Source organism: Oleiphilus sp. HI0067 (assembly GCF_001635735.1).
The window spans coordinates 1-865 of record NZ_LWFI01000539.1; the positions used below are offsets into that span (position 1 = coordinate 1).

1 protein-coding gene is annotated in these 865 nt (G+C 42.4%); it reads right to left on the reverse strand.

Annotation, left to right across the window (positions count from 1 at the left end):
• Positions 1-55: 55 nt before the first annotated feature.
• Positions 56-649 (reverse strand): heme ABC exporter ATP-binding protein CcmA, encoded by a 594-nt coding sequence (gene ccmA, locus A3739_RS06300; RefSeq protein WP_068475824.1) that lies wholly within the window; start codon positions 647-649, stop codon positions 56-58.
• Positions 650-865 lie beyond the last annotated feature (216 nt).

Sequence of the window (865 nt, forward strand, 5' to 3'; positions counted from 1 at the left end):
AATGACAACCCGCGCCTCGTGCAACCATAGCTGAAACAACGCATTCTTTGGTTGTTTATCCATCCAAAACAACCTTCTTCAAGCGCGGATGCTCAATATGATGATGACTTGTAAAAATAACCAAATTGCCCAAATCCGATAATTCGACAAGTACTTGCTCAAGAAATGAGACAGTCTCTTTATCTAATGAAGCAAATGGTTCATCTAGCACGAAAACCTTAGCTTTACTCAAGAATATTCGAGATAGACCAACGCGCCTGCGTTGGCCTTCAGACATATCGCTACAAGGTACGTCGATATAATCGTCCAAGCCGAATCGCGCCAAAGCATCACTCCTTTGCTGGCGAGTCGTGCTCGATGCCAATAAGCTGTGCGCACTTAGATTTTCATCTGCGGTTAATGCCGGCTTTAATGGAACCTTATGGCCAAAATAACACAACTGATGTTTAAAGAAGGCTGTATTGATAGCTCCCTCAAACCCAGTATATACACCTGCAATAATCCGTAGAAGCGTACTTTTACCCGCCCCATTTCGACCAGCTATTTGTATCAGTTCACCTGCGCTAAACTTCAACGTCAGATCTTCAAATAAGACCCTATCGTCACGTTCACAGCTTAGTCCTTGGGTGCTAACCAAATAATCGGTCATATTAAGCGTTCAGGTCACAAAAAATTTGGGCTGCAGTATAAGGGATTTTTTAGAAAGGAAAAATCTTGAATAAGGCCGTTTAGATTACAAATAAAAAAGGCCGGTAAAAACCGACCTTTTCCAAAGCTAATTGCTGTCGTTTAGAAACGTTCAGCTTTCGGCTTAGAACACTCACCACGTGATGGATCAACTGAACAACGGATCTTCCACAATAGG